At 48.5% G+C, this 21,689-nt stretch carries 18 protein-coding genes; 11 read left to right on the top strand and 7 right to left on the bottom strand.

Annotated features, from left to right (window positions below; translation table 11 throughout):
* Window positions 1-26: 26 nt before the first annotated feature.
* The 3 genes from D1627_RS04025 to D1627_RS04015 form a co-directional block, all read right to left on the bottom strand.
* The gene (locus D1627_RS04025; RefSeq protein WP_119430894.1) at window positions 27-686 is read right to left on the bottom strand and encodes an oxidoreductase; all 660 of its coding nucleotides are present in this window, start codon (window positions 684-686) and stop codon (window positions 27-29) included.
* A 12-nt stretch (window positions 687-698) separates the two neighbouring features.
* On the bottom strand, window positions 699-3,230 hold the full coding sequence (locus D1627_RS04020; protein WP_119430893.1) for a DUF5916 domain-containing protein: 2,532 nt from the start codon (window positions 3,228-3,230) through the stop codon (window positions 699-701).
* A gap of 101 nt (window positions 3,231-3,331) precedes the next feature.
* On the bottom strand, window positions 3,332-4,171 hold the full coding sequence (locus D1627_RS04015) for a CvfB family protein (RefSeq protein ID WP_119430892.1): 840 nt from the start codon (window positions 4,169-4,171) through the stop codon (window positions 3,332-3,334).
* A 346-nt stretch (window positions 4,172-4,517) separates the two neighbouring features.
* Here D1627_RS04015 and D1627_RS18265 point away from each other — a divergent pair, with 346 nt between their 5' ends.
* Window positions 4,518-4,790, top strand: coding sequence for a hypothetical protein (locus tag D1627_RS18265; RefSeq protein ID WP_147383203.1), 273 nt, complete (start codon window positions 4,518-4,520; stop codon window positions 4,788-4,790).
* Between the two features lie 59 nt (window positions 4,791-4,849).
* On the opposite strand, the gene D1627_RS04005 is transcribed toward D1627_RS18265, so the two are convergent.
* Together D1627_RS04005 and D1627_RS04000 are read right to left on the bottom strand one after the other, a co-directional pair.
* Window positions 4,850-5,470, bottom strand: a complete 621-nt coding sequence (locus tag D1627_RS04005; protein WP_119430890.1) for a Dps family protein — start codon at window positions 5,468-5,470, stop codon at window positions 4,850-4,852.
* A 69-nt stretch (window positions 5,471-5,539) separates the two neighbouring features.
* The gene (locus tag D1627_RS04000; RefSeq protein ID WP_119430889.1) at window positions 5,540-7,417 is read right to left on the bottom strand and encodes a BamA/TamA family outer membrane protein; all 1,878 of its coding nucleotides are present in this window, start codon (window positions 7,415-7,417) and stop codon (window positions 5,540-5,542) included.
* A 265-nt stretch (window positions 7,418-7,682) separates the two neighbouring features.
* Here D1627_RS04000 and D1627_RS03995 point away from each other — a divergent pair, with 265 nt between their 5' ends.
* From D1627_RS03995 to sigZ, 9 genes are all read left to right on the top strand, one after another.
* Complete coding sequence (locus tag D1627_RS03995; protein WP_119430888.1) at window positions 7,683-8,948, top strand: putative DNA modification/repair radical SAM protein; 1,266 nt, start codon at window positions 7,683-7,685, stop codon at window positions 8,946-8,948.
* A 264-nt stretch (window positions 8,949-9,212) separates the two neighbouring features.
* A complete protein-coding gene (locus tag D1627_RS03990) occupies window positions 9,213-9,992 on the top strand; it encodes a TIGR03915 family putative DNA repair protein (protein WP_119430887.1) in 780 nt (259 codons plus the stop codon).
* A gap of 264 nt (window positions 9,993-10,256) precedes the next feature.
* Entirely contained in the window at window positions 10,257-10,553 is a 297-nt protein-coding gene (locus tag D1627_RS03985) for a hypothetical protein (protein ID WP_233555502.1), read from the top strand.
* A 522-nt stretch (window positions 10,554-11,075) separates the two neighbouring features.
* On the top strand, window positions 11,076-13,052 hold the full coding sequence (locus D1627_RS03980; RefSeq protein ID WP_119430886.1) for a DUF3857 domain-containing protein: 1,977 nt from the start codon (window positions 11,076-11,078) through the stop codon (window positions 13,050-13,052).
* A gap of 99 nt (window positions 13,053-13,151) precedes the next feature.
* The gene (locus tag D1627_RS03975) at window positions 13,152-15,065 is read left to right on the top strand and encodes a DUF3857 domain-containing protein (protein WP_158607141.1); all 1,914 of its coding nucleotides are present in this window, start codon (window positions 13,152-13,154) and stop codon (window positions 15,063-15,065) included.
* 13 nt (window positions 15,066-15,078) lie between these two features.
* Window positions 15,079-15,522, top strand: a complete 444-nt coding sequence (locus D1627_RS03970; protein WP_119430884.1) for a hypothetical protein — start codon at window positions 15,079-15,081, stop codon at window positions 15,520-15,522.
* A 115-nt stretch (window positions 15,523-15,637) separates the two neighbouring features.
* Entirely contained in the window at window positions 15,638-16,054 is a 417-nt protein-coding gene (locus tag D1627_RS03965) for an ArsI/CadI family heavy metal resistance metalloenzyme (protein ID WP_119430883.1), read from the top strand.
* 69 nt (window positions 16,055-16,123) lie between these two features.
* On the top strand, window positions 16,124-16,642 hold the full coding sequence (locus tag D1627_RS03960) for a GNAT family N-acetyltransferase (RefSeq protein ID WP_119430882.1): 519 nt from the start codon (window positions 16,124-16,126) through the stop codon (window positions 16,640-16,642).
* Window position 16,643: 1 nt separating this feature from the next.
* Window positions 16,644-17,261, top strand: a complete 618-nt coding sequence (gene sigZ, locus D1627_RS03955) for an RNA polymerase sigma factor SigZ (RefSeq protein ID WP_119430881.1) — start codon at window positions 16,644-16,646, stop codon at window positions 17,259-17,261.
* Between the two features lie 26 nt (window positions 17,262-17,287).
* Here the strand turns inward: sigZ and D1627_RS03950 are convergent, their stop codons facing one another.
* Entirely contained in the window at window positions 17,288-19,324 is a 2,037-nt protein-coding gene (locus D1627_RS03950; RefSeq protein ID WP_233555501.1) for a ComEA family DNA-binding protein, read from the bottom strand.
* A 133-nt stretch (window positions 19,325-19,457) separates the two neighbouring features.
* On the opposite strand from D1627_RS03950, the gene D1627_RS03945 reads away from it, so the two are divergent.
* The gene (locus tag D1627_RS03945) at window positions 19,458-20,705 is read left to right on the top strand and encodes a cation:proton antiporter (RefSeq protein ID WP_119430879.1); all 1,248 of its coding nucleotides are present in this window, start codon (window positions 19,458-19,460) and stop codon (window positions 20,703-20,705) included.
* 23 nt (window positions 20,706-20,728) lie between these two features.
* Here the strand turns inward: D1627_RS03945 and D1627_RS03940 are convergent, their stop codons facing one another.
* Entirely contained in the window at window positions 20,729-21,550 is an 822-nt protein-coding gene (locus D1627_RS03940; RefSeq protein ID WP_119430878.1) for a PorV/PorQ family protein, read from the bottom strand.
* Window positions 21,551-21,689 lie beyond the last annotated feature (139 nt).

Genomic DNA, 21,689 nt, shown 5'->3' with positions numbered 1-21,689 from the left:
GAGAGCAGCATACGCGCAGGCGCAGGCTAAAGTTTGGCAATTTGGTCTGACGGGTAAATGTGCGTACCGGCTTTTTCTTGCTGGGCGGTATGCAGCATGCTTAGGGCCACGGTTTCAGCTTCTATGGGTTTATACTTGGCTAAAGGCCCCAGCATGAGTTTGCTGAGCGGCTGCATAATTTTGCTGGCCAGTTCCTCGCCGGTGCGCTGTTCCTCGCGCTCGCCCAGAAGCAGCGAAGGCCTGAAAATATGAACGGCGTTAAATGGTTGTTTCTGCACATCGCGCTCCATCTGGCCTTTTACCTTATTATAAAAAAACATCGAGCTGGCATCGGCACCCATAGCGGAGATTACCAGAAACTGCGAGGCGCCACGTTGTGCCGTAACTTCAGCCAGCTGCACCACATAGGTATGGTCAACTTTGTAAAACTTTTCTTTAGAACCGGCTTTCTTAATGGTGGTGCCCAGGCAGCAGAAAACGTCGTCCGCAGCCAGGTCTTTGGCATAGTTGCGGAGGTGGTCGAAGTCTACTACCTGCTGGTCCAGTTTCGGGTGGATAAGTGGCACCTCGTGGCGGCCCACGGAGATTACCTGGCTATACCGGTCACTGTTTAAAAGCAGCTTGAGCAGGTGGCCACCCACCAACCCGCTGGCTCCGGCTATTAATGCGGTTCGTACTTTATGCATAAGTGGTTTTGCTTACGCAGAAAGTACGTTCTTCAGGGATATATAGTCTATAAAATATAGCAGCTTCACGGAGAAATTATTATTCTGCGGCGTACTGAAGGTTCTGGACATGTTATCGAAATAGCGGTTCTCTAGCTCATTGCTTTCGTCTTTGATGAAGTTCTTCCAAACAACGCGCAGTTCGCTGCCAGGTGCAAAGCGCCAGCTGTATACTAGATCCAGGTTAAAGGTATTGTAGTTAATGCCGTTTACGCTGGAGGTATACTGCTCCTGTGTCTCGGTGATTGGCTGCAGCAACCCGTCCTTCGTTAGTTCATAGAATTTCTGATAGGCTGCCCTTGACCAATAGTGACGCATGTTAAGGGTAAGGCCGGAGCGCTCGTTAAAAATGTATGCACTGCTGATAGTGGTGCTTACCGTAGTAATGGTGCGGTCTCCGAAAAGGATGTGCTTCGTTAAGGCTTTCTTATTTTCATAGGCTTTGGCATACCCAATGTTGTGCTGCTCCGACTTAAAACTATTGCCATTCACGATGGAGAATTTATCGTTGACACGGAAGCGCGGTGAGAGGCTAAGCCACCAGCTGTCCTGGTTGTATCGGCTGGAGCGCCAGAAGCCGGTAGAGGCATCCAGAGCAAAGCGCTTGCGGTAGTCAGAGCTTATGCCCACGTTTACATCATGAGCTGGCGGGCGCACAAACACCTGCGGGAATGAGCGGGCCTCAAAATAATCGTAGCGGTCGCCGGGGCGGATGCCAGCGTTTAAGTAGGCGCTCATAAAGTTGCGAAAGCGCACGTTAGTGCTCGCGCCGAAATCCAGTTTTATAAACTCGTTAGGCTCATACAGCATGCTGTGGCCCACGCTCAGGCTGTTGCGCCACGACAGGAACTCCCAAACAGGCTGATAAAAGTTATAGCTAACGCTGGCGCTGGTACTCATCTCATTGTTGTTGCTGATGAAGCCCAGGTCGTTTATGTCGTAGGTGTTGGACTCTACGTTGTGATTAATGCCATACTGCAGGTTGCCACTAATCTTGCTCAAATTCACAAAGTACTGGTGCCCAAGCGTGGTACCATCGTTCGTGGCGGGGTCATTATCCGCGTCCTTGCCGTAAAGCTGGCTCAGGTTGCCGCCAGCAGTCATGGCAAACAGGTTGCGTTTATCTGCAAAGCGCATGCGCAGGCCAGTTACGTTTGCATCGTAAAAGCCATTGGTGCGCGTTACGTTGGTATTAGTAAAAGTTAAGTATGAATTGCGTGGCAGAGTTTGGTCCAGTACAAAAACGCTGTAGTTACTGAAAGGGTCCGTGAGAACCTCGCGGGTAGCGCCTGTTACAGAGTCCTGCACGGTAGCGTAAGTATTGCCGGTAAATGCGTTAAATAAACCGACGCCCAAGCCACGGCGTGTACGCCCTGATACTTTGGCAGCATTCAGTAACTGCGTTTCCACGGGATTCTTAGTGATACCTTCTTTCTCCGCCAACTGATCCTTCACGGCATCGCGCCCTACAGGCGTAGCCCCGATACGGCGCGAATAAAAGAGCCCTGCTTTGTTGAAAAGCTCAGTGCCCTCAGTAAAGAATTGGCGGTTTTCGCTATACTTCACCTCAAAAGGGCCAAGGTTTAAGACTTGATTGTCAGATTGGGTCTGGCCGAAATCCGGGATCAGGGTAACATCCAGGGTAAACGCGTCGTTGATGCCATACTTTACATCCATGCCTCCATTTATCGAGTGCGTAGTAGACTTCTGGTTGCTTTCACTGTTTGATGCCGGCGCATGGTTTACGTAACCCGATACATAAGGCATAAACTGTAATCGTACCGGAGACTCAATCCCATCAATGCCAATGGCGCGACCTGCCTGGTTTATCAGCCCATCCACGGAATTGTCTACATGGCTCCAATAGGATTTCTCACGGGTTCTACGGATAACGCGCATGTAGTTAACGCCCCAGGTTTGCACTTCGGCCTTCGGGAAACGAATAGCTCCGTAAGGAATGCGCATTTCCACTGTCCAGCCGCCATCATGGGTGCGCACGCTGCTTTCCCAAACGGCGTCCCAGTTCCAGTCTTCGCGGCCCTGCGAGTATTTAATGTCGGTTTGCACGCCAGCAGCGGATATTAAAAAGGCAAAGGCGTTTTGCTTATCGTTATATGTATCCAGGTACACGCCAAACATATCGGAGTTGTTCTCACCGGAGTCGCGTTGGCCAAGTTGCGTCAGCACCGAGTCAGGGGCGGTGTCGTGGAGGTAGGCGCCAATGTACACGGCATCATTGTCATACAGCATGTATACCTCCGTCTGCTGCGACGAAGGTTTGCCATTAAGCGGGTCGTAGCGGAAAAAATTATTTGCCGGGTTTACCTGTTGCCATACCTCAGGCTCCAGTATGCCGTCAATGATAGGGGTAGCCCGGGTGCGTGCCACTTTGGTTGTTTTGTTTCGCTTGCTCTTTTCTGCTTCTGTATCGTTGTTACCGTTTGCCTGCGTGCCTCCGGCGCACAGGCAAAGAAGAAGCGCTAAAGGTAATAGTTTCGTAAACATGTCATACAATCGCCCTTGCTTAGGGGCAGCTTGTTTTAAGGTGAGATACTAGGTGTAAAAGGGTGTTCTAAGGTCTAGTGGTGGTGCAGGTAGGCGGCGGCTTATTTTTTCAGGCGGATGCTATCCGGTTCAATGGTTATCTTGCCTGCTTTGTAAAGCCCGCCAATGGCGCGTTTAAAGGTTTTCTTACTCATGCCCAGGGTCTGGTAAATATCTTCTGGCGAGCTACTATCGGAAAGGGGCATCCAGCCACTGCCTTGCTCCAAAGAGCGCATGATCTTGTCGGCGGCTTCATCTTTTTCTTCTTTCTGGTTTACGCCCGGCTTGCGCAGCGTCACGTCGATCTTATTGTCGGGGCGGATCAGTTTGATGTACCCTGTGGCCGTATCGCCGATGCGCAGGTCCTGGAAAACCTCGTTTTTGTAGAGGATACCCATATACTCCCCGTTAATGATAACCTTGATGCCGATATCGGTTAGGCCGGCAACCAGCAGCTGCACTTCTTCGCCTTCCTCAAGCTTAATGTCTTCGTTGTGGAGGTACTTGCCCAGTTTAGAGGTGGCTACCACGCGGTCCGAGCTTTCATCAAGGTATACATACACGCAGTATTTGCGGCCCACCTGCATTTTGTTCTTCTGGTTATTAAGCGGCACCAGCAGGTCTTTCTCCAGGCCCCAGTCCAAGAAGGCGCCGAACGGGGTTTCGTCGGTGCAGGTTAGGCAGGCAAACTGGTTGATGGTGGCGTAAGGCTGCAGGGTAGTGGCAATCATGCGGTCCTCGGAGTCGCGGTACACGAATACGCGCAGCTTATCGCCTACTTTTGCGCCTTCGGGGAGGTACTTGCCCGGCAGCAGAATGTCTCCGTCGTCAGAGGTTAGGTATACGCCAAAGTCTACCTCACGTGCTATCTCCAGCTCGTTGTAATTGCCTAAATCTACCATGTTGTGTTTTTGCTTAAGGGGTAATAAGTACAGAGGCTGCACTCCTTCTACAAATCTACTAAAAAGAGCGCGGCCTTAAAAGTTGTAACAATAGATAAATAGCTTTTAGCTATATATTTTGGTAAAAGTATAAGTATGAGGTGCTTAAATTATATATTGTGTAATGAAGAAGTTACTGCTTATACTTGGTATGCTCACGATTTGCTGTTGGCATGGCATTGCTCAAAGTGCAAATCATATTAAAGGTACGTGGCAGCTTATAAAGATTGATGAAACAAGCAAAGTCACCAATAGGAGTATACAAAAACCGACTGCTTTCACACTCCGGCTTAAAAGCAGAAACCGTATGGATGGCACTGTGGATTCGCCGGAGATGCCCGGCTGGTACTGGGGCAGGCTAAAGTATAAGCCAGACGGAACAGTTAAAAAAGTCAAAGCTATCTCTGATTATCCTAATTACATCAGCGATATCCAGAAAAAATGGGATGTAGACTTGTACCTCAGCCGCTTGCGTGCTGTCAAAAAATTAACACTGACTGATAGCCTGCTTGTGCTGCATTTTGAGGGGAATAGGTTTGGAGTCAGAAAAGGCGCCCTCATCTATCAGAAAGTAAAATAAAGTATAAACCCCAGCAACTTTCGCTGCCGGGGTTTATACTTTATACTTGGCTAGAAGTATTATGCTTTAGCCTTTTGCTTAGATGCTGTGGTTTTCTTGCCTTTTGATGGCTTTACGTCAGCTTCGCCATCTTCCATGATGTCGTCGGGTTTATGGAGCAGGCCAATGGTGAGGCCGTCCTCTCCCAAGAAGTGCTCAATGTGGTGGCAACGGTCTTCTGTTTTCAGCAAGATGCCCTCCAGCAAGGATTTTGTGGCAAAATCCTCGTGCTCAAAGGCTTTTTTTATAGACTTGCGCAGCTCCACGGCAATCGTTTTCTCGTCGTTCATGTCCTTCTCCAGCATTTCGCGAATACGGAACTCGCCTTCCTCTTCGTGCTCCAGGTAAGCAATTTTTAGTTGGTTAGCCGGGTGGCATGTAGGGCAATAGCCCATTACGGTTAGGCGCTCGGCAATGGCATCGTACTGTTCGTGTATCTCGGTGTAGTGCTCTTCAAAAAACAGGTGCAGGTCGCGGAACTGTGGGCCTTCTACCAGCCAATGGTGCTTATGGTACTGATGATATAATACAATAAAAGAAGCCAGGTGGCGATCAAGCTCTTTGGCCATAGCTGTGGCCGTTTCCTTGGATAAGCCTACCGGGTTGCCTTCGTATTCGTTCTTTTCTCTTACTTTTTCCATAGTGGGTTTGTCTCCGTTTGGTTAATCTTTACCATATAACCGAAATAACGGCCAAAAAGATACAGGCTGTTAGTAAAATGCCGCCACGTCAGGGCGGGTGAAACGGAAGTCGCGGAGGTCGTAATGCGTTGCAGATGACTCATATATCCTGAAATCGCGCAAGTTGTCATTAGCTGGTAATTTAGGATAATAACTTAGCGTGATCTGTATGGTGCTGAAGGAGAGGTACTCGTTTCGGAAGCGGAAGCCTATGCCGTAACTCCGATATGGAGCCTCTTTAAATGGTGAGCTTTGGTTACCCGTAGAAAGCCAGGCCACATCGGCAAACATAAAGGTAGCCAACCGAAAGCCCAGCAGCGAAAGCGGCGTATACAGGTTTGCCTCATAATTAAAGGTGGCCCGGCGGGTGCCCCGCACAAGCTCTGAGCGGAAGCCGCGTAATCCGTTCTCGTTATCAATCGAGAGCAGCTCTTCGGGGTTGCGGTCTATGCCCAATGTGGCACGGCCCAGTAAATAGTGGCGCAATTTCCAGTTTCCCCACTCGGCCAGGCGGGTAATGTACATAGTCTCTACATCGAGCACGCCCTGTTCCCAGCGGTCATCGCGGATGTATGAGCCGTAACCGGCTTTGCTGTAAAGATAGCCGAAATGAGGTTTATACTTGGCAAACGCAAACGAGGCGCTAAAGTACTTCCTGTCGGTAAGGCTGCCTTCCTGATAACCACCTGTGACTGAGAACAGCGTGCCAACCGGAATATCCTCGGTACGGCCAAATCCGAAAATGAATCGGTCTTTATAATACTTCCTGATGCTATAGCCTACGCTGCCCAACATCAGGGTGTTATCCTGAAAGTTCTCGGTGGGCACGGTCGTATAGTTTGTGTTGATGACGCGGGCGCCAAGTATAACACGGCCTTTTGGCTCGTAGCCTAGGTTATATGTTTTAAATTTGAGGGAGCGGCCCAGCCATAAATCCTGACGGGTATAGTTTGCGGTGGCGTAGCGGGGTACTGTGTCTTGCGGGCTGGACGGGAGCAGGATGCGCTCTTCTATCCAGCTGGCCCCCACGGCACCGGCATACTTGGTGTTTAGCGAGAAGAAATCGCGGCGCAGGTTCAGGCTTTTCTCCTTATAATAGTTCTCATCCACATAAGCCGCATCCGCAGAAATATAGGTTTTGCCAATGTTCTCTATCGTATAGTACCCGGCGGCTTCCCAGGGGCGGGGGCGGTCGAGGTTAAACTTATAACTGCCTTCAATTAAATGGCCCTGGCCCAGGAAGTTCAGCTCGCGCAGCGTGACGCGCCCACGGCCCGAAGAGGGAGAGTAGGAGCCGGAGCCTCCCAAACTGAATATATCCTTGGTTACCACAAAAACATCTACGCTATCGTCTGTGGTGGTTTCCTCATTGATAAGTATGCGTGCATCGAGCAAGTGCCTTGTCTGGCGCAGCAAACGCTCCGATTCTACCAGGGCCAGGGGCTCTAGGGGCTCGTCCTTCTCAAAAAGCAGTTTATTACGGATCAGCCCGCGCCCGGTTTTTACATGCAGCGAGTTGCCCGCCTTCTCCAGAAATGTTTTAGGTGCCCGGGAGGTGTCGTTAATTGAGTATCCGAAGGCATCTAGTGTTAGTATGTCTATGTTCCGGACAATTTTATAATTGTGCTTTTCATACTCCTTCTGGATCAACTCTGCATCCAGGCCAAACACTTCCTCGTCCACACGGTCAAAATCCAGTAGCGCGTTCAGCAGTTTACCCATAATCGTTTTGCGCTTCGAAATCTCCTTGAGGTTTTCGATGATACGCGTGTTCAACGACTGTTTGGTAGTATCGGTCTGGCTTTGGTTTGAGTTAACTTGTGCGTGACACACACCAGTGCAAAGCAGCAGGAAGCATAGCAGGAAAGCTAGCGGCAAGCGGCAAAATGATGAGTGTGAAACGAACATAAGTATGGGTAATCAAAAAAATGCCCGGGTTAAGCCTCCTAATATAACGCATTAAACGTGCACTAACGATACGAGTATGCTATAAAATGGCTGCTTCTGAGTTGCAGGGTTGTTTTTGGATGCATTGGTGAGTTAATTTTATGCTAACAATTTTAGTTTATCAACATCTGTAGATAAGTCTGTTGATAAAATTTGCTAATAATATTGGGTTTATTTAAATGTGTTTGCTATCTTTAAACCCTAGAAAGCACAGAACATCAGAGGTATGGATAACAAGGTAATTGAGAAACTAAAAATATTAGCAGATGCTGCAAAGTATGATGTTTCCTGTTCATCCAGTGGCGGAAAGCGCAAAAACGAAAACAAAGGATTAGGCAACGCAGAGGGGATGGGGATCTGTCATAGCTATACTGAGGATGGCCGTTGCGTATCGCTGCTGAAGATTTTGCTAACTAACTTCTGCATTTTTGATTGTGCCTACTGTGTTACGCGCAAGAGCAACGATGTGCAGCGCGCAGCCTTTACGGTGCAGGAAGTGGTAGACCTGACTATAAATTTCTATCGGCGCAATTATATAGAGGGGTTATTCCTGAGCTCAGGAATTTTCAAGAATGCTGATTATACGATGGAGCGCTTAGTGCGTGTGGCCAAGAAGTTGCGCCAAGAGCATAAGTTTAACGGCTATATCCACCTTAAAACCATACCTGGTGCCAGCGAAGAGCTGATTAAAGAGGCGGGTCTGTATGCCGACAGATTGAGCGTGAACATTGAGCTGCCTTCGGAAATGAGTCTACAGCAACTGGCACCTGAAAAGAACTATAAGGAAGTGCTGGAGCCGATGGGGAACATTAAACAACACCTGGCGCAGTCCAAAGAAGAGGTTAAGCTATTTAAGTCTGCGCCAACGTTTGCTCCTGCTGGGCAAAGTACCCAACTTATTGTAGGAGCTTCTGCCGAGAACGACCATCAGATTCTGCAGCTTTCAAGCCAATTATACAAGGATTACAGCCTGAAGCGGGTGTATTACTCTGGCTATGTGCCTATAAGCACCGATAACCGCCTGCCGATCATCACAGAGCCACCAATTATCAGGGAGAACCGCATTTACCAGGCTGATTGGCTGATGCGCTTCTATGGCTTCAGCGCCAATGAGATTGTTGATGAACTGAACCCGCACCTAGATCTTGACATTGATCCAAAACTTGGCTGGGCGTTGAGGAACCGGCACATGTTTCCGGTGGAATTAAACACGGCGGATTATGAACTTATACTCCGTGTGCCCGGCATCGGTGTAAAAAGCGCGAAGAAAATTGTATCGGCGCGGCGGTTTGCTTCCTTAAACTTTGAGCATTTACGCCAGATGGGTGTGGTGCTCAAACGTGCAAAGTATTTTATAACGTGCCAAACCATAAGCCTGCACCGCCAGGATTACGACTCGCAGCAGATTAGGAATAAGATATTGTTTGGCGATGGGTCAGTACGGAGTGCGCTGCTTACACAGCAACTCGACCTGTTTAAGCAGGTGGGGTAAAAGAGAAGGAGGAGTGAGGAGCATGAGAATCAAAAAAAGGAATTCAATCAAACCGAATTATACTTCCAATTCAATCCAACCAAAAAAAGTGTTAGTCATGAGAAAGAATCAGAAAGTTGCCCGTGTTTCTTTGTACTGCAAGCTAAATATGCTGGTGCCGCAGCTGCAGACCCTCGCCGCTCGCGCACAAATGGAAACAGCTGATAAAAACCGCAAGAATCTAAAATAACATAGCCCGTACCGGTTAGCTTCTCATAAGATTTGATGTATCTCTATACTTACGATGGAACGTTTGAAGGCCTGCTTACGGTAATATTTGAGGCATACGAACGAAAGGCGTGGCCAACCAGCATTGAGCAGGAGCACATGGCCCAGCCAATTATGTTTGGAGATACTATTGCCGTAATCACCGATGATGAGAAGGCACGCAGGGTGTGGCGTGGACTGCAGCAGAAACTGAGCGTAGGGGCGCAGCAAGCCTTATACCATACCTATCTTTGGGAGCAGCCCGGATTCGAGCAGATAATCTACCATTATATAAAGCTGGTATTCGGGTCGAATGAAAGTATAGAGGGTAACTATGCGGCGCAATGTGTCCTGCAAGTGCAGCAGGCAGCCAAGCAAGTGCACCGCGAAAAGCACCGAATGGAGGCTTTTGTCAGATTTCAGAAGACGGCAGACGATATGTTCTACGCCACTATTTCCCCTGATTTTAATGTATTGCCGCTCATTATCAAGCATTTTGAAACACGCTATGCCGACCAACGCTGGGCTATTTATGATACTAAACGGCGCTATGGCGCATACTATGATTTGAACCGGGCTTCGCTTGTTGACCTGGAGTTACCAGACCACATGCAAAAGCCTGCCTTAAGTCCGGATGCAAAGCACTCTGAGGAGGATGACTACCAGAGGTTATGGCAAATATACTTCGACCATGTTAACATCCCTGAGCGTAAAAACCCTAAGCTGCATTTGCGGCACATCCCTAAACGATACTGGAAATACCTCTCCGAAAAACAGCCTAAGCAACTGCGCGGATAGTACATTAGCACCAATGTATAAATGATTGCACTAAAACGGGTTGAATTCTAAACTCGTCGTGAAACCTTTTTCTGCTATTATACGTTAATGAATATATATAATACTTTTAATAGCAGTGCAGAAAGGTACTTTTCGGGCACAAACCCGATTTAATTGTTTCCTAAGCTGCGTAACCCCAAATTTGCACGACAAATGAATTCACGCGTACGAAAGAAACTCATTCAAGTAGCTCGCGGCAGAGCACATCTCATGTCCTTCCAAAACTTGATTTATGAAGCAGAGCTTGGCCTTAACTTGGAAAACCCTCATGAGAAATCCCTTTTAGCTGAGGTTATAGACGAAATTTCTGAAAGAGAATACCAGGAAGGCCGACCATTACTTAGCTCGCTGGTACGAGTTAAAGGCCAAAAAAACCAAGGTGATAGTTTTTTCCGGATGTGCGAACGCCTAGGATACGGTAACTGGAAAGAACTAAAGAAGAATTCTCAATTTATTGAAGAGCAGCGCGAAGCCTGCCGAGAATTCTGGTCTGATAAACGAAATTACTCATCCTACCTGTAACATTAGCTGGAGCGGCGGTACTGCCTTCCTACCCAAGGCCGCCGCTCCACCATTTTTTCACTTACATCACTACATCATAACTGGTATTAATTTAATCTCGCTGTGTCCACGCTGCGAGATTTTTTTGATTAAAATATACTGCAATTGTCTATCTGATTTATTTGTTGAAAGCAAATTACTTGGTGTTTTATATGGTAACCATCAGGTTTCCATAAGTATATGTGTAGTATAAGATTTAATATATATACACTGCTAGTGATATATAGGGCAATGGACATGAGTTATAAACGATCAAGGGATATCTATAAGTTAAGTGCAGGCATTATCTAACCGAACTAATCTGTAAGAATTTTCTCAAAATGGCACAGATTTTTTGATAATATAGAAATATATAGCTTTCTTTATAACCCGATTAGGATAGAATAACTATGTACTTGCTTGATAAGGTAAGTGTTATGCTATTATCCTGTTCGTAGTGGATGCGCCAAAATTGCACAAACATAATAACTTTTACATTTGCCTATGAAAGCAATCTCTACCCAACTCTGGGTGCTGGTACTTCTGTTAGCCGGTGCCTTGCAGCAAGTCGCTGCCCAAGTCCCTAAATTTGGAAAGATAACTGAAGAAGAACTGAAAATGAGCTCGTATCCGCAAGATACGAGTGCAGGTGCGGTTATACTTTCAGATTACGGATATACGCGGTTTAATACCACCAATGAACTGCAAGTGGTGTTTGAACGGCATATCAGAATAAAAATATTTAAAAAATCCGCTTACGATTGGGCAGATGTGGTTGTGCCTTTTTATGAAAAAGGATCAGACCGCGAGAAGGTTACAAGTATCAAAGGATATACGTTTAACCTGGTAAACGGAAAAATCGAGAAAGATAAACTTGATGGCAAAAGTGTTTTCGAGGAGAAGAACACAGAAAACTGGTTTGCTAAAAAGTTTACCATGCCTAACGTGAAAGAGGGCTCTGTTATTGATGTCAGCTACACCATCACCTCTGATTTCGTGTATACCCTTCGTGATTGGGAGTTTCAGCACAGCATTCCAACTCTATGGAGTGAGTTCCGAGCGGAGATACCTGAGTATTTCGACTACAAATTTCAGATGCAGGGCTATCATGCTCTCTACAGAAACGAGAATACGAGACAAGCTGCCGCCGGCACAACTCCTGATGTGCAAAACAATGCCTATGTATGGATAATGAAAGACGTGCCAGCGCTGAAGGAGGAGAGATATATTACCACGCTGCGCGACTACCAATCTAAAATAGAGTTTGAGTTGCAGCGCGTGCAGTTCCCTGGGCAGCCACCACGCATCATGACAGGCGACTGGAATAGTGTGACAAAGGACCTAATGATGGCCGATCGCTTTGGAGTGCAACTAAACCGCAGTGGGTTCTATAAAAACGAGCTGGCAACAATCCAGGCCCAGTATAAAACTAAACCCGAGCAGCTGAGCGTTATTTTCGATCTGGTTAAGCAACGTATGAAATGGAACGGTAAAGGTGGCATTTATACTGACGCCTCGATCCGGAAAGCCTGGGATGAGCGTACTGGCAATTCTGCAGACATAAATATTTTACTCACCTCCATGCTGCAGGAGGCAGGTTTTGAAGCAAACCCGGTATTGGTAAGTACCCGCGACAATGGGCGTATCCATACGGCAATGGCCCCTATGATTAGCAAGTTTAACTATGTTATCTCGCATGTGCAGCTTGATGGAAAGGAATACCTGTTAGATGCAACAGACCCATTGGTAACTGTTGGTATACTGCCAACCAGAGCCTTAAACGGACACGGCCGCCTAATTAAGAAAAACGAAAACCGATGGGTTAGTCTGGACCCTGCGGCTAACTCGACCACGCTTTTCAGTGCTACACTTAATATGAATAGCCAAGGAGAGATGGTAGGCAAGGGGCGCGAGTCTGCGGGAGGCTATAGTGCCATTAGGATGCGCCGCAACATATTTGAGGAAGGTGAAAGTAAGTTTACAGAAAGCCTTACCAAGGAAGTTGGCGATTACAAAATGACTAAAGCGCAGATCAATAACCTGAATGACCTGAACAGCGCCTTGGATATAAGCTATGAGATAAGTATAAATGGTAGTGGGAGATCGAATGATATTATCTACCTGAACCCAATGCTGGGCCGTGGCGAAAAGGAAAACCCGTTTAAGATGAACGAACGCGTGTACCCTGTGGATTTTGCAATGCCGATAGATGAAACCTATATCTGCAATCTCGAAATCCCGAATGGATATGAGATTGAGGAGATGCCCAAAAGTATAGCCGTGAACTTGCCAGAGAACGGAGGCCGCTTCATGTACATGGTGCAGCAGGAAGGCAATACCCTACAGATAATGAGTAAGGTTAACATTAACCGGGCTGTGTTCTATGCTCCGGAATATCCTTACCTAAAGGAGTTCTATAACCAGATTATAGCCAAGCATGCCGAGCAAGTGGTGCTAAAGAAGGCAACAGCAGCAAACTAATACTGAATCAAACCAATAGTTTATAGTTTAACCACCTGCTTGATGAGGCTTCAGCAACAACAAGTAGGTGGTTAGGCTATGGTAATAAATTGTATACTTATGCAAAAAAATAGAACCCTGGTTAAGTGGCTCTGCTGTTTTGCCTTGCTATTACCTTCGCTTAAAACCTTTGCTAACGGAGACAAAACATTTGCAGAGCTGGCTAAGGAGTCTAACGCAATTGTCCGTAACGAGGAAACCGTTTTCACGGTGCACGCAGTTAATAGTGGTACTACCCGCTTTAAAACTACCATTACAGTCCTGAATGAAAACGGTGACAGGTATGCTACGCTTTACGTGCCCTACGATAAGCTGAGCAAGGTTACCAGCATCGAAGGCACTTCCTATGACCGTTTCGGGAAGAAAATTAAAAAGCTAAAGAACAGCGACATCAAAGATGTGAGCGCGATCAGTAACATTTCGGTTTACGAAGATAACCGTGCTAAAATTGCCAGCCTAGAGTACAGCGTTTACCCATACACCGTAGAGTTTGAGTATGAAATGACGCAAAAGAACATGATGTTCTATCCGCGCTGGTATCCGCAAGGCGCCGAGGATGTTTCAGTAGAGAAGGCATCGTTGGAGGTGCAAATGCCAGCCGGTATGCCGCTTCGCTACCGCGAAAGTAACCTGAGCCAATCTGTGGCCAAAAGCAGTAGCGCTACCCAGGATATTTATCGTTGGGAAATTAAAGGGCTTACACCCATTCGGAGAGAGCCCTACGGCCCTGATTTTGCAGAACTGGTTCCGCAGGTTCTTACGGCACCGGCCACCTTCGAGGTAGAGGGCTACCAGGGAAGCATGGAGTCCTGGAAGGATTTCGGTCTGTGGATAAACAAGCTAAACGAAGGGCGCGGCACCTTGCCAGACGAAACCGTTGCAAAACTGAAGCAGCTGACGGCAAACGCTAAAACTACCGAGGAAAAAGTAAGGCTGGTTTATACGTACATGCAAGGTAAAACCCGCTATGTGTCCATACAGTTAGGTATTGGCGGTTTCCAGCCTTTTGAGGCCAGCTTTGTGGATAGCAAAGGCTACGGCGATTGCAAAGCACTTTCAAATTATACCCAAGCCATGCTTAGTGCTGTTGGAGTAAAATCACACTACGCGCTGATAAAAGCAGGAGAAGGGGAGGCAGGCATAAAAGTTGACTTCCCGAGCAGCCAGTTTAACCATGTTATACTGTGCGTGCCGATGCCGCAGGATACCATGTGGCTAGAGTGCACCAGCCAGACAGAGGCCGCAGGGTATAACGGCAGCTTCACTGGCGATCGCCATGCCCTGCTAATTACGCCCGAGGGTGGTAAATTGGTGAAGACTACTGCCTATGGCCCGGAAGAAAATTTGCAGGTACGCAATGTGCGTATAAAGCTGGACGAGACAGGAAGTGGTTTAGCTAAAGTTAATACCCATTATACCGGCTTGCAGCAGGAAAGCCGCGATGGCATTATCCATCGCCTGAAGCCTGAAGAGCAGCGCAAGTGGCTTTATGAGCGCATACAAGCACCTGCCTTTGAGATTGAGAAGTATACCCTTGCCCAGAAAAAAGACCGCGTGCCCAGCGTAACCGAGGACCTTGAGCTAAGCCTGCGCGGATGCGCAACCTTAAGTGGCAAGCGTATGTTCGTAAACCTGAACCTGCTCAGCAAATGGACGAGCGTACCAGGCCAGAAGGAAAAGCGAACCATGGAAGTAGTGCGCACAATGGCCTTTAAGGATGTAGACACCGTGGAGATTGAGATACCAGCAGGCTATACCTTGGAGTACCTGCCTAAACCGATGCGATTTAATTCTCCGTTTGGCAACTATACGGCAAACGTGAAAATGGATGGGCAGCGCGTAATCTACACCCGCGAAATGCAAATGGGCAAAGGCCGCTATGCCCCGGAAACCTATTCCCAGCTTGTGGATTTCTATAACAACATCATCAAGGCAGATCAGGAGAAGGTGGTTTTAGTTAAAAACATACAATAACCCGAGACAGTACATGAGTGAGTTTATGGCAATGCAGGAGGAGCAAGGGGTTGCTGTACCTGAAGAAAAGCTGTTTAACCTAAGCGCTATTATGCTGGCGACCTTTTTAGGTGGGCCTATAGCCGGAGGATACTTAATTTATAGCAACTACGTAATGCTTGGCGCCCCGGAACGAGGCAAGCAGGTGATTTTTTATGCAGTGTTAATCATGTATGGATTAATTGGCAGCATGTTGTTCTTGCCAGATGCAACGGTTGATAAGTTACCCAACTTCTTGATTCCCTGGGTAAGTGCTGCAGTGGCTTACTTTATAGCAAAAAATCTACAAGGTGAGCTGCTAACGGAACATGCCGAGGCCGGCGGACAGTTTTACACGCGCTGGCGGGCCGTGTGGGTGTCCTTGGTATGCGTTTTAGTAACAATTTTACTGCTCGTGCCTTTGGTGTTGTTTTTGTGATTGTAGTAAGCATTAGTGATTTAGCAGCCCTTTGTGATTTTTTTGCAAAGGGCTGCGTCTTTTTATACTTAGCTCCGTCATCAGGGTGTGACAACAAAATTTATACTACTGAGCCATGAAAAGATTTCACGTAAATGTCCGAGTTAAAAACCTGGAAGAGTCCGCAGCTTTTTATACTGCCTTATTTGCCGCTGCGCCAACAGTGCTGAAACCGGATTATGCCAAATGGATGCTGGAAGACCCACGGATAAACTTTGCCATATCGCTAGGTTCTGAAACCACAGGTATAGAACACCTGGGGATACAGGCAGAAAGCGAGGCCAAGCTGGCGGAAGTATACGCACACCTGAAAAATGCCGAAGGAGCCATCAGGGAAGAAGGGAAGTGCACCTGCTGCTATGCCAGATCAGAAAAGTCGTGGATTACCGACCCGCAGGGCGTGGAGTGGGAGGCGTTCTATACTTTCGGGGAGTCGACGGTGTATGGCGAAGGTGCCGCTGAGTGCTGCCCGCAAAACGCCGATGCCGTTTAGTGCAAAATAAAACAAGAAAGCCTCACTGGCAAGTATACTTTAATAGCTTGCCGTGAGGTATATTTACCTATGGATACAACCCTGGACACAACCTCTTTCATACTTTCGGAGATGCTGCCGGAACATTACCCGCAGGTGCAGGAAATCTATACCTTAGGCATTGCCACCCAGAACGCCACACTAGAGGTAAAAGCGCCCGATTGGGAAGAATGGGACAGCAAGTATATGCGCAGTTGCCGCCTGGTTGCGCTAACGGGGCAAGGCGAGCTTGCCGGTTGGGCCGGGCTTACGGCGGTTTCGGGCAGGTGCGTTTACCGTGGTGTGGCCGAGAACAGCGTATACATCCACCCAACGTATAAAGGCAAAGGCATTGGTAGGCAACTGCTGCAGCGGCTCGTCGCGCTATCGGAGCAGGAAGGCATCTGGACGCTGCAAGCCGGTATACTAAAAGAGAACGAGGCAAGTATAAAACTGCATCAGCAATGCGGTTTCAGGGTGGTAGGCATGCGGGAGCGGCTTGGCCAGCTAAACGGGCAGTGGCGCGACATCTGCCTGATGGAAAGAAGAAGTAACAGTGTAGGGTTATAGAATGGAGAAGTGCTGCCATAAGATCGAAGCGTCATCCAAAGAAAACACCTGCGAGGCCGTTGCGCCCGTTTATCTGGCGTACGAGGCGCAGCTGCGCGGCTTTGTGCTGAAGCGTGTGCGGGATAAAGACGAGGCAAACGAAATACTGCAACAACTCTATCTAAAGCTATACAAAAACTGCGAGCAGCTGCCTGAAGTGCGCAACGTAAAGGCCTGGCTCTACCAGATAACCCGCAACGCCGTGTACGACTACTTTAGAGAGACCGGGCGCAGCCAGCATGAACTTTCTGACATAGACCTGCCGCAACCCGATGAGCAGCCGGAGCAGCACAGGCACGAAGCCGAAGCCCTTATTGTGCCTTTGATAAACTTACTGCCCGCCACCTATGCAGAAGCGCTGCGGCTAAGCGAGCTGGAGGGCCTGAGCCAATTAGAGATTGCCAGCCGCTTAGGTATTTCATACTCCGGGGCAAAATCCAGGGTGCAGCGCGGCCGCGAAAAGCTGAAGCAGTTGTTCCAGGAGTGCTGCCACCTGGAAATAAGTCGGCAGGGCCAGTTGCTGAGCGCTGAGGTAAAAGCCAGTTGCACGCCGTTGGCAGGCTTGCGAAAAGGTCAATAAACTCAACTACCCACGCAGATTATACTTTAAAACTTATACCTTACCTGCACCTTTACATCAGACCTTCGGGGCCCTTCAATGGTTTCGAGGCCCGAGCCAATGCTGTCTTGGTTGCGGTAATGCGTGAGGCCATACTTTACCCAGATGTCTAGGTCCGGGAGCGGCCTGAACTGCGCCAGCATGTAAAACCGAGTGCCTTTCCCACTAAAAGCCGGAACCGAGAACGCGTAAAGCACATCACGCTCATACACATATTGCCGTGTATCGTAACTATCGGTATCGAAGAGGGCGTAGCGGGTGCTGAGCCGAATCTTGCTGAACGTAAAGTTCACATCCTGGGCAATTAGGTAACCCGTTTGCTGCGGTGCTTCCTGGGCATATGTACTAAACTGCACCCTCGATTTTAGGTTTACCGCTTTGGTAGGCGAGGTCTCAAAGTATAAAAGATAGTTTCGGCGCGCCGCCTGTGCCACATAGTCCAGGGCTGTCGTGTTCCCGCTTAGGTTGCGGCCCTTGCTTTCGTAGCGCATCTGGGCGTACAGGCTGCTTTGCCGGTCAGGTTTAAAGTATAGCCGCACCAGATACTCATCTCCGTGCGAGGGGGCATCTACCTGGTAGCGCAGCCACGGAAAACTGAAACGGTCATAGTATGCGGTAAGCTCCCATTTAGGTATGGGTTTTAGCTTGATGCCTGTATAGAAGCCACGCTCGTTAATGTTGCGGGTGCTCTCGCCAAACGCGCTTCCATAGAAGGTATGGAAATCGCGGGCATAGTTGCGGTAAAGCATAGATAGCTCAGCCTTGTTAGACAGGTTGGCGATTAACCCGTGCACGCTGCCAAGGCCGCCGCTTTTGCTAATGGCTGTTTCTCCGAACAAGTATACATTTTGCCAGGTGTAGCTGTAGTTTGCACCAAAGTTCAGGTTATCAGTGCCTCCAAACTCGAACCGCTGGTAAGGCGCTCCTGCCTTCCGCACCGCCGTGCTGTAATGTGTGGCCAGCGCTGTTATACCTGCCGAAAAGGTTTTATCTGAGGATTGATATTGCGCACTGCTGCCGTATACCTGCTCACGCACTTGGTCCTTGTTGGCGAGCTCGGTGGGCGTGCGGTGAAAACCTGTTGTCTGTATGCCGGTGAAAAACTGCTGCGTTGCAGTCAGCGTGTCAAGTTGGGTTTGCAGGTTGGCATCTACCAGCTTGTTCGAGTAGAAGGCCGTTACATCTGTTCTACCCAAAGTATAGGTTACAGCCGCGCCACGCATAAAAGCATACTCCAGCACCGAGTTGTAAGGCCGAATGCCCAGGTTTGGGCGGCTTATGGTAGTAATGGTTTCGCTGCCTTTGCCCACGCTGTACCCCGATGAGAGCAAAAGCCCTTGCCCAATTTGTAATTGGTAATCGCCGAGTGCTATGGCCTTAAAGCGGCCTTTGTTGTAAAACTGCAGGTGCATGGTATAATAGTCGAAACCGTAGCGGCGCGTGCTTGGGCTCCAGGTAAATTGCTCACCGGCGTCTTTTTCGGCAGTAAATCCGAAGCTGTAATCGCGGGTATGGCTAATGCGGTAGCGCAAGTATAATTTGTTGGGTGAGCCCAGGTAACGGGAAGAGCTGCTGCGGCTGGTATCTGCGGGCGTATAGCCGCGGCGCTGCTGCAGCGTACGCTCAAACCGAAGTATAAGCGCGTTATTATCCTCTCCGATAACCCGCTGCCAGAGCGGCCTGGTATCGGCTTGCAGTCCGGCATCCTGCACGCGCACAAAGGGCAGCAGGCGGGTGATTGTAAGCCTATCGAAACCGGGGATAGCTTGTAACTCATAGATACTCAACAAGGGGCCGTTATCCTGCAGGTGTTTGTAATAAGCCACGATCTGCGCGCGCGATAAAAGGTAAAGCGAAGCAAGCTCCTCCGAGGAAGTATGATTCAGGTCGATGGGGCGCTGGTAATACTGAAAAAGCGTTTCATAGAGATCTTCGTACGCGACGTTCTCATCTTCCTGCTCCGCAAAAAGCTCCTGCACCAGCAAATCCATGTCTATATTTTGGCGCGTATAGTCCTGTGCCACAGCCGCAAGCGCTAAAAGAATCAACCAACAACTAAGTAAGCCCCGTATCATAGGCAACTGAAAAGTAATAATCACAGTATCAGAATATTCTCATACTTAATCTGTATTATTAAGTTGAACATACTTAAACCGCATGGAGATCTTTCACATATTCTCAATCATACTTGTCATCTCGGCCATCTTTGCCTACGTCAACCAGCAATACATCAAACTGCCTGGTGCCATTGGCCTGCTGCTAGCGGGCTTGCTGCTTTCGCTGCTGGTGCAGGCGGCAGGGGCGGTTTCGCCGCAGTTTCAGGCGCTGGTAGAGGAGCGGTTAATTGAGCTTAACTTCTCTGAAATCCTGCTTGAGTTCATGCTGAGCTTTTTGCTGTTTGCCGGCGCCCTGCACACCGACCTCGAAAAGCTGCGCGAGAGCAAATGGCCAATTCTGATATTTGCCACTGTAGGCGTGCTTATTTCCACGGCGGTAACCGGCACGCTGTTCTACTACCTAATGCAGTTGCTGGGCCAGCCCATCGATTATATGTATTGCCTGCTTTTCGGGGCGCTTATCTCACCTACAGATCCTATTGCTGTACTTGGCATCCTGAAACGCGCTAAAATCCCGAAATCCCTGGAAGTGAGTATAACCGGTGAGTCGCTGTTTAACGATGGCGTAGGTGTGGTGGTGTTTATTTCCCTGTTCCAGATTGCCCAGCAAGGTTTCGGTAACGTAGAGGGGTCTTTTATTGCGGAGTTGTTTCTCAAAGAAGTGGGCGGTGGTATTGGCCTGGGGCTGCTTATCGGGTACATTGCCTTTTACTTTATGCGCCGTATTGATCATTACCAAACCGAAGTGATTATCTCGCTGGCCGTGGTGATGGGTGGGTACAGTATAGCGCATTTCTTCCATTTCTCGGGCCCGCTAGCTATGGTGGCTGCTGGCTTACTGATAGGCAACCAGGGTACAAAGCTAGCTATGAGCGAGCAGACTGCCGATTACCTGACCAAGTTCTGGGAAATGGTGGATGAGATACTGAATGCCGTGCTCTTTGTACTGATTGGTTTGGAGCTTCTTGTTGTAGAGTTCCGTTGGGAATATGCCGTAATAGGCGTGATTACAACAGGTATTGTGCTAGCCGTGCGCTATTTCGCGTTGGCGGTGCCAAGTTACACGCTTGGCCTGCACCGTACCTTTGCGCCGGGTGCGCTTTCCATCATGACCTGGGGCGGCCTGCGCGGGGGCATCTCTATTGCCCTGGCGCTCTCGCTGACAACCGATATGTTCCGGGATGAGATCGTGGCCATTACATACACGGTAGTGCTGCTGTCGCTGGTAGTGCAGGGCCTCACGATTGAGTCGTTTATAAAGCGTTTCTCAAAGAGGAAAGCAGTTTAATAAAAGCCAAACAGAATGGCTAGTTAAGGTTTAAGGGCATATGCTACGGCAAGATGGTGGCTGTTGCCGATTGGGGTGGTATTGCCAAAAGCATAGTCTACCTGTAGCTGCCTTGCCTTAAAGCCAGCGCCAAAAGAGAGACTGCTTGTAAGCGTATTAAATCCTGAGCGAAGTATAAATTTGTCTTGCAAAAGCATATACTCTGCGCCTGCCTTAAAATTCGCGTCAAAATCAATGTCTTTTTCTGTTTCGGCGGCGATGAGTAATTTGGGTGTGGGTTTATAAGAGAGCCCGGCTTTCATAATGGTTGGTAAGCGCTCATCCTCGAAAGAAGCGAGCTTTGCCTGGTTGATGTTATAGGCATAAGCGCCAAAGTATAAATCAGGTACAATCTCGCCCTGCACACCCGCTGAAAGAGCTAAGGCTTTCCGGCTGCCATAGCCTGATGCCTGCAGTTGCCATACATCGGCTTTGGCGCCCAGGCTAAACTGGCCAAGCTTATGCGCCGCGCCGAGGCCAAGATGCTGCCTGCTAAATAGTGCATCGCCAAACCGGCTCAGGCTCAGGCCACAAGTGCCATACTGTTTGGAGGGGTAAACGGCCTGTAAGGCCACTGTGGTAAAGGCATGCTCGTTAAACCTGTTTGCCGCATATACTCCCAGGGTTGGCACTTCTACTGCTGTTATGGCAGCCGTATTATTGCTCAGAGCCCACACATCCTGCAGAGTTACGGTAGCGTTGCCCATTCCTGCTCCACGTGCTCCAAAGTCAACCATACTTTGGGCTGCGGCTTGTTTCCACATAAGCGCAAGTACAAACGTTATCAGCGTAAAAGTTTGTTTCATAGAATATAGGGTGTGAGGTAGCATGTATAGTATATCTTCTATACTAGTGGTAGCTTCTACGGTATTCTAGAAAAAATGATATACTGATATGTAGCAATGAGTTTTTCAGCCTTAATACTGAAGCGCGGTGCTAAACCTT

This window comes from Pontibacter oryzae, from assembly GCF_003576375.1.
Taxonomy (GTDB): Bacteria; Bacteroidota; Bacteroidia; order Cytophagales; family Hymenobacteraceae; genus Pontibacter; species Pontibacter oryzae.
The sequence above is the reverse complement of the archived record's forward strand: the minus strand, read 5'-3'. Positions and strand labels throughout refer to the sequence as shown.